We start from the raw sequence: 8,888 nt of genomic DNA, 5'->3' as shown, positions 1-8,888 counted from the left end.
ATGACCTTTTTTAATTTAGGACATAGTGTCCAACTTCATTTTACAATCGGCCGAAAATTTATTTTATTAATGGAGATACTGATTATTTTTCGGTTCGAAATGCACATAAAATGCACACCTTGTTCTCAAATAAAGATATTAAGATGTAAAAAATTGTCTAAAAAAATTAGAAATAATAAAATTCCTATTAAATCTTGGTACGGATCAAAATTATATCACCCTTGGTTTAATAGGATTTTTTCTACCTTGATTTAAGTAATAATCACAGTTTATTGCGTTATTTTTTGAGTAAAAGTCAAAAATGGACTAAAAATCTCCTTATTTTTCGAGACACTTTTGCTTAGCTGAAATTTCACATTCGATGATATAGTATAATAAAAACAATATATTAGCATTTCAAAAGAAAAGGCGGCAGGCAAGATGAAGCATGAAAGAATCCTAGCTTTAGATGGTCCACTCAACTTCAGAGATATTGGCGGTTATGAGAACAATCAAGGACAGCATGTTAAATGGAATAAGATCTATCGTTCAGACTCACTCAGCTCTTTATCAGATGAAGATGAGCAAAAGTTAGCTGATCGCCGTATTGTCGTTGACATTGACTTGCGTTCAAAATATGAGCAAAATTCAGCACCAGATAAATCTTGGCCAGGCGTGCGCTACGTTGACGCTCATATTTATTCAGAAAATCGCAAAGAAAATAAAGGTGATAACAAGCTCTACCGCTTCGTTCATCATATCCCTGACATGGGTGATAATTTCTTGGGTCAAATTTATCAACAAGTTTTGCTTAATACCCACAGCCAGCATGAATTTGCCAAGATATTTGCTGAGTTAATCGAATTGCCCGAAGAAGATGCCCTTGTTTATCATTGTAGTGCCGGCAAAGACCGGACCGGGATGACTTCTGCTCTGATCTTAACTGCACTCGGCGTTGACGACGATACAATTGCACAGGACTATTTGTTAACAAATGAGTTGTACAATTTTGCCCTTGCCAAGCAATATCCTGATGATAATGAAATCGCTAATTTAGTTTCTAAAATGAACGTAACCAAGGGCGAAGGTCCTGCAATTCGCGGAATTACCGAAACAATCCGTGAAGGTTGGGGGAGTTTTGATGCATTTTTCAAAAAAGAACTCGGCTTTAGTCAAAAGGACTTAAACAGATTCCGTAAAATGTATTTAGAGTAGGTGAAACAATCGATGGTAACTTTATCAGATGTAGCTAAAGAAGCTAATGTATCCAAGATGACCGTATCAAGGGTAATTAACCACCCAGAACAAGTAACGCCAGAACTCCGAGCTTTAGTTGAAAAGGCGATGGCAGCTTTAAATTATCATCCTAATTCAATTGCTCAGGCTCTGGTTAACAACCGAACTAATGTGGTTAAGTTTGTAACACTAGAAGATATAGATACAACTGAGCCGTATTATATGAACTTGCTTTTCGGTTTTGCTCGCGGCTTGAATAAGAAGCAATATGCGATGCAGCTGGTAACTGATGCTAAAAAAATTAAAAATGGCCGTGCTGATGGCTATTTGATTACTGGCGCAAGAAGCAGTGATTATGATATGTTTGATCAACTAGATAAGCCATTTGTTTTGTTTGGTGAAAATCACCGCGGCTTTGATTTCATTGATACTGATAACCAAAAAGGTGTGCGAATGGCGACAGAATATGCGATGTCGCGTTTATACAAGCATTTAATCTTTATCGGAATTGATGTTAAAGAACCATTTGAATATTCTCGTGAAGCTGGCTATATCAATACTTTGCAGCAGAATCAAATGATTCCACAGATTTACCGGATTCCCAACCACAGCCATGCTGCGCAGGATTTGATCCATGAGCACTTTAAAGAATTTAAAATGGATACTTGTTTCATTTGTGCCAGCGATCGAATTGCGGTAGGCGTTGAGCGTCAGCTTGAAACAGAAGGTGCTAAAGTACCTGATGACTACGGTGTAATCGGCTTTGATGGCGTCTTTCTTGATCAAGTCGCGAATCCAAAGTTAACGACAGTTCGCCAAGCAATTTTTGATATTGGAGAGTCACTTGCAGAAATGCTTTTGCAAAAAATTGCTCAGTCTGGATCTCCTCAAGGGGAGATTTTAGTAGAGCCAACTCTAGTTAGACGCGGTTCTACTCGTTAAAATTTGATAATGATGAGGACGTAAACTTAGTTTGCGTCTTTTTTTGATACCGGTAACATTCAATTAACTGTTGTAAACGTTTTCTTCAATCGTCTAGACTGGAGATGGAGGAAAAGATTATGACACACTGGTACGATAATGCAATAATTTATCAAATTTATCCAAAGTCATTCCAAGATTCAAACGATGATGGAATTGGCGATTTAAATGGAATTAGAAAGAGAATTCCATATCTTAAGAAGTTAGGGATTAATGCTGTTTGGCTCAATCCCGTTTTTGTCTCTCCCCAAGTTGATAATGGTTATGACGTTTCCAATTATTTTGCAATTGATCCCCATATGGGAACGATGGAAGATATGGAAAATTTGATCAATGATTTTCATAAAGCTGGAATCCACATCATCATGGATTTCGTCTTGAATCACACTTCAGATCAACATCCATGGTTCCAAGATGCTATTAAAGATCCAAATAGTATCTATCGGGACTATTACATTTTTGCTGGAAAAGATGGCAAGCGTCCAAACAACTGGGGTAGCTTCTTTGGTGGAAGCGTTTGGGAAGAGGATCCTGCTGGAACGGGTGAATTTTATTTTCACTTGTTTGACAAACGGATGCCAGATTTGAACTGGAAGAATCCAGAAGTTCGTCATGCAATGCTTGAAGTTGCGGAATTTTGGCTTAATAAAGGGATTGATGGCTTGCGTCTTGATGCCTTTATCCACATTAGTAAAGCCGATTTACGACAAAGTTTCCCAGCTGAAAATGATGACGTTGTGGTAGCAGAGCCGTTTTTTGCTAACCGTCCCCAAGTTCAAGAGTGGATGCGTCCATTTTGTGAAAAGATTAAAGAAGACTATCCAGAAACACTTCTTCTTGGTGAAGCAGCAAGTGCTAGCGTTAACTTAGCAGTTGATTATACCGAAAAGCGCAATCATTTGATGGATAGCGTGGTTACTTTCCGCTATTTTACTGAAGACGATAGTCAAGTTGATCCAAGTTTTTCAGCTGGTTATCAACCAAAGCCACTTGATATGATTGCCTTTAAACAGAATCAAACTGTTTGGCAACAGACTCTAGCTGGTATTTCGCAACCTACACTATATTGGAGTAATCACGATATGGCCAGATTGCGTACGCGCATTGCTTCAAGTGATACAGAAGCTAAGAGTTTGGCTATGTTAATGTATCTGCAACGCGGTATTCCTGTAATTTATTATGGTGATGAATTAGGGATGCAAAATTTGAAGTTCGATTCGGTAGACCAGTTTAAAGATATGACGGTTGAACAATTTGTAAAATCTGCAGAAAAAGCGGGTAAAAGTGAACAAGAATCCCTTGAAATGGTTAATGAAACCCACAAGTTGCCAGGCCGTGGTCCAATGCCTTGGAACAATGAAAAATATAATGGTTTTTCAACAGTAGAGCCGTGGATAACTGGGGAAAAAGTTGATCAAGTAAGTGTTGATAGTGAAATTGACGACAAGCGTTCAATGTTTTCTTTTTATCAAAAAATGCTTGAAGTCAAGAAGACACCATTGTTCCAAAAAGGTAGCTATTACTTACTCACAACTGGTCAAGATTCTTATGTTTACCAGCGTGATCTAAAAGAAGAAAGTGCTATTGTTGCTGTTTCAATCAGTGATAATGAGACTGAAATTACTTTGCCAAAAGGATATAAGAGTGAATTACTTCATTCTGGAAAATATGAATTAAACGATAATAAATTAATTTTGATGCCACATTCTGGTGTTGTACTTAAGAAGGAGAATTAAAAATATGCAATTAGCTGCATTACGCCACCGTACTGAGAGTGAAGATTGTTTTGTAATCAGTCCCCACCATGTTCGCATTCGTTTTCACTCAGCTAAGGACGATGTTAAGAAGATCATCGTTCACTATATCGATAATTACTTACCACCTAAGGATGCTGCAGAAATTGAAATGGAAAAAGTTGGCAGCGGTCAAGTTGAAGATCATTGGGTGGCCACTTTACGTGCACCATATCGTCGAATTAAATACACCTTCGAAGTAATTGGTGAAGATGGTGTTCATAAGATTGTTGGTGATCGCGGGATCAAAGACTTTAGTAAAAAGGCTTTGCTTGAAGATAGCTCATACTTTAAGTTGCCATATTTACACAAGATTGATATGGACATGACCCCTGATTGGGTTAAGCACACTGTTTGGTATCAAATTTTCCCTGAACGTTTTGCTAACGGTGATAAAAGTAATGATCCAAAGAATGTTAAGCCATGGAATCCAGAAGATCATCCTGGTCGTGAGGACTATTACGGTGGAGATTTACAAGGTGTAATCGATCACTTGGATTATTTACAAAAATTGGGTGTAAATGGTTTGTATTTCTGCCCAATTTTTAAAGCTGGTTCTAACCACAAATATGACACAATTGATTACTTCCAAGTTGATCCAGAATTTGGCGATAAGGATTTATTTGCTAAGCTTGTTAACGAAGCACATAAACGCGGAATGAAGATTATGTTAGACGCTGTGTTTAACCACTTGGGTGATCAATCAATGCAGTGGCAAGATGTAGTTAAAAATGGTGAAAAATCTCGTTTTGCTAATTGGTTCCACATTAATCACTTCCCAGTAACTGAATATCATGACCCAAGTAAGGGCGAAGGCGATCCTGAATACGAAACGTTTGCTTTTGAAAAGCACATGCCTAAGCTTGATACTGCTAATCCTGAAGTGCAAGACTTCTTGTTAGAAATTGCTACTTATTGGGTAAAGTACTTTGACATTGATGCTTGGAGATTGGATGTTGCTAACGAAGTTGACCACCACTTCTGGCGCCGTTTCCACGATGCTGTAACTGCAATTAAGCCAGACTTTTACATTGTTGGCGAAGTTTGGCACTCAGCTCGTCCATGGCTTAATGGGGATGAATTTACCGGTGTAATGAATTATCCATATACTTTACAAATTGAAGAACACTTCTTTAAAAAGAAGACAACTGCTAAAGAGATGGTTGAGCATTTAACCGATCAATTAATGATGTATCGTGATATGAATAATCAAGCAATGATGGATATGCTTGATTCTCATGATACTGCTCGTATTTTAACTGTAGCTGGGGATGATCAAGCTTTGGCTTTGCAAGCTTTGACCTTTATGTTTATGCAAACTGGAAGCCCATGTATTTACTACGGAACTGAAATGGGGATGTCTGGTGATAATGATCCGGATTGCCGTAAGCCAATGGATTGGTCCAAAGAAGATGGTGATGTTTGGAAGCAAGTTAACGAATTAGTTAAATTCCGTTTGAAATATGCTAGCACGTTAGGGAAGGGAACTATTCGCTTAACAGTTACTCCGGATAACCTAATTAAGGTTGAAAGAGAAGGCCAAGATCATATTACGGTACTATTTAATACTACAGATTCGGTGGTTGAAGTGGAATCTGATGCACAATTGAGTCAAAATTGTGATGGGACTAAGCTTTTACCTAAAGGCTTCGCTGCATATGTTAAGCATTAGCTTATAGTTTGATACCTACTGAAGAATAGATTGGATTTTTCTAATCTATTCTTTTTTAATTTGATACCGGTAACATGCCAAAAAGGGTTGTAAAGCGTTTTCAACTACAGCATAATGAAAGCGTAAACAAACGAAGAGCTATGGAGATTATAAGAGTATGAAACGAATTTTTGAAATCGACCCATGGAAGGTTGAAACTCATCAATTTAATAAAGAAGACAAGAGATTGCAAGAAAGTATGACTGCAATCGGTAATGATTACATGGGAATGAGAGGTAACTTTGAAGAAGGTTACTCTGGCGACAGCTTACAAGGAACTTACTTGGCTGGTGTTTGGTTCCCAGATAAAACAGTTGTAGGTTGGTGGAAGAATGGTTATCCAAAATACTTTGGTAAGACCCCTAACTCCCCAAGTTTCCTCGGAATTGGAATCACAATTAATGGTGAAAAGTTAGACTTAGCAAAAGTTAAGTTTAGTGATTTTGATTTATCACTTGATATGCACCAAGGACTTCTTTCAAGAAGTTTCATTTATGAAGGTAAGGATGTCAAAGTTAAGTTTGAATTTGAACGTTTCTTACATATTGTTCAAAAAGAAGCTGCTTTAATCAGAGTTAAGATGACTGTGCTTGAAGGTAAGGCAAAGATCGACTTTGACAGCACTTTGGACGGTACTGTTGTTAACGAAGATAGTAACTATGACGAACGCTTCTGGGTACCAATGAATGAAGACAAAGAAGCAAGAACTATCCAAGTTAAGACTAGACCTAACCCATATGAAGTTCCACAATTTACTGTTTTGGAAAAAGCAAGCTTGCGTCATGATGGTCAAGTTATTACTGGTGAAGTAACAACTGAAGATGCAAAGTTAGATGAAAAGTTTTCAATTGAATTAAATGAAGGTGAAACTTACGACTTAGAAAAAGACGTAATCGTTGTAACTAGTCGTGATGTTAAAGATGAAGATCAATTAGCAGTAGCTAATAGCTTGATGGAAAAATTACAAGCTAAAAGTTTTGAAGAAAACTTGGCTGATCATACTGCAGTATGGCAAAAACGTTGGGAAATGAGTGACGTTGAAATTGCCGGTGATGACGCAGCGCAACAGGGTATTAGATTTAACATCCTTCAATTATTCATGACTTACTACGGTGAAGACGAAAGATTGAATGTTGGACCTAAAGGTTTCACTGGTGAAAAATACGGTGGTGCAACTTACTGGGACACTGAAGCTTACATTGTTCCAATGTACTTAGGAATTACTTCTCCAAGTGTTACTAAAGCACTGCTTCAATACCGTCATGATCAATTACCAGGTGCTTACCACAACGCTAAGGAACAAGGCCTTCCAGGTGCATTATTCCCAATGGTTACCTTCAATGGTATTGAATGTCACAACGAATGGGAAATCACTTTTGAAGAAATCCACAGAAATGCGGATATTCCTCACGCAATTGCAATGTACACTGGCTACACTGGTGATGACAGCTACGTTAAGAATGAAGGTATGGACGTCTTAGTTGGTACTGCAAGATTCTGGGCAGCAAGAGTTCACTGGTCCAAGTGGCGTAACAAGTATGTAATGCACGGTGTAACTGGTCCTAACGAATACGAAAACAACGTTAACAACAATTGGTTCACTAACACTATGGCAAGATGGCTTCTTAGATACACTTTGGAACGTTTGCCACTTGCTACTAAGGAAGCTCAAGAACGAGTAAACGTTAGTGAAGAAGAAAAGGCTAAGTGGCAAGATATCGTTGACAAGATGTATCTTCCAGAAGATAAAGATCTTGGCATTTTCTTACAACAAGATGACTTCTTAGACAAAGACATTCGTCCAGTAAGCTCAATTGAAGATCAACGTCCTATTAACCAACACTGGTCATGGGATAAGATCTTGAGATCACCATTCATCAAGCAAGCCGATGTATTACAAGGTATCTACTTCTTGAATGATGAATACACTAAGGAGCAAAAGGAAAAGAACTTCGACTTCTACGAACCATTGACAGTCCACGAAAGTTCACTTTCACCATGTATCCACTCGATTTTAGCTGCTGAACTTGGCAAGCAAGAAAAGGCTGTAGAACTTTACCAAAGAACTGCTCGTCTTGACCTTGATAACTACAACAACGATACTGTTGACGGTTTGCATATCACTTCAATGAGTGGTTCATGGCTTGCAATTGTTCAAGGTTTCGCAGGAATGCGTTATGACCATGACCAATTGAAGTTCAACCCATTTGTCCCAGAAGGTTGGGATCACTACGGCTTCAAGATTAACTACCGTGGTCGCTTGATCGAAGTTTACGTTGATCACGAAGGCACTAAGATCACTTTACTTAAGGGTGATGACTTAGAAGTAGTAGTTAAAGACAAGAAACTTGAACTTAAGGAAGGCGAAACTAAGAATGCTTAAAGGATTACTCTTTGACTTAGATGGTGTTTTAACTAATTCCGCTAAGTACCATTTATCTGCTTGGAATAACTTGGCTAATGAATTAGGAATTACCTTAACTGATGCTCAACTTGACCAATTACGTGGTATTTCAAGAATGGATTCATTGAATATGATCTTGAAGTTCGGCGGTCAAGAAGACAAGTATACTGAAGCAGAAAAGGAAAAGTTCGCAGCAGAAAAGAATGCTAAGTTCGTTGAACAAATCCAAAAGATGACTCCAGAAGACATCTTGCCAGGTATTCCTCAATTATTGAAGGATGCTAAGGCTCAAAACTTAAAGATGGCAATTGCGTCAGCTTCAAAGAATGCGCCAACTATTTTGAACAAGTTAGGCATTATGGATGAATTTGATGGTATCGTTGATCCATCAACTTTGCACCGTGGTAAGCCAGATCCTGAAATTTATGTCAAAGCACAAGAACTTTTAGATCTTAAAGCTGACGAAGTTATCAGTTTTGAAGATGCTCAAGCGGGTGTTGAAGCAATCAAGGCTGCAGATCAATTCGCTGTTGGTATTGGCGACAAGGAATTGTTAAAGGAAGCAGATTACATTGTTGCCTCAACTGCAGAATTGAAATTGAGTGAAATTGAAGAAGTATTTAACAAGAGAAAGTAGGGAGAGAATATGGTTCAAGTAGATTTAAACCATATCTATAAGAAATACGAAGGCAATGATTACTACTCAGTAAATGACTTTGATTTACACATTAAAGATAAGGAATTTATCGTCTTCGTAGGACCATCAGGTTGTGGTAAGTCAACT

The 8,888-nt window shown here is 38.0% G+C and carries 6 protein-coding genes and 1 pseudogene; all 7 read left to right on the top strand.

Annotated elements, in window-relative coordinates:
- Positions 1-420 precede the first annotated feature (420 nt).
- Positions 421-1,194 carry a tyrosine-protein phosphatase gene (locus tag FC46_RS09195; protein ID WP_057800029.1) on the top strand — a complete coding sequence of 258 codons (774 nt, stop codon included), beginning with the start codon at positions 421-423 and terminating at the stop codon, positions 1,192-1,194.
- A gap of 12 nt (positions 1,195-1,206) precedes the next feature.
- Positions 1,207-2,157 (top strand): LacI family DNA-binding transcriptional regulator, encoded by a 951-nt coding sequence (locus FC46_RS09190; protein WP_057800027.1) that lies wholly within the window; start codon positions 1,207-1,209, stop codon positions 2,155-2,157.
- A gap of 119 nt (positions 2,158-2,276) precedes the next feature.
- A complete protein-coding gene (locus FC46_RS09185; protein ID WP_057800025.1) occupies positions 2,277-3,932 on the top strand; it encodes an alpha-glucosidase in 1,656 nt (551 codons plus the stop codon).
- Between the two features lie 4 nt (positions 3,933-3,936).
- Positions 3,937-5,661: a glycoside hydrolase family 13 protein gene (locus tag FC46_RS09180; RefSeq protein WP_057800023.1), complete on the top strand. Its 1,725-nt coding sequence runs from the start codon at positions 3,937-3,939 to the stop codon at positions 5,659-5,661.
- A gap of 157 nt (positions 5,662-5,818) precedes the next feature.
- Positions 5,819-8,083: a glycoside hydrolase family 65 protein gene (locus FC46_RS09175; protein ID WP_057800021.1), complete on the top strand. Its 2,265-nt coding sequence runs from the start codon at positions 5,819-5,821 to the stop codon at positions 8,081-8,083.
- The gene (gene pgmB, locus FC46_RS09170) at positions 8,076-8,741 is read left to right on the top strand and encodes a beta-phosphoglucomutase (protein WP_057800018.1); all 666 of its coding nucleotides are present in this window, start codon (positions 8,076-8,078) and stop codon (positions 8,739-8,741) included. Before FC46_RS09175 ends, pgmB begins: the two co-directional genes overlap by 8 nt.
- A 9-nt stretch (positions 8,742-8,750) precedes the next feature.
- A pseudogene (locus FC46_RS10080) lies at positions 8,751-8,888 on the top strand (sugar ABC transporter ATP-binding protein); the annotation flags it as partial.

The organism is Lactobacillus kalixensis DSM 16043 (genome assembly GCF_001434335.1).
Lineage (GTDB): Bacteria > Bacillota > Bacilli > Lactobacillales > Lactobacillaceae > Lactobacillus > Lactobacillus kalixensis.
This window is presented reverse-complemented; position numbering and strand designations above follow the sequence as displayed.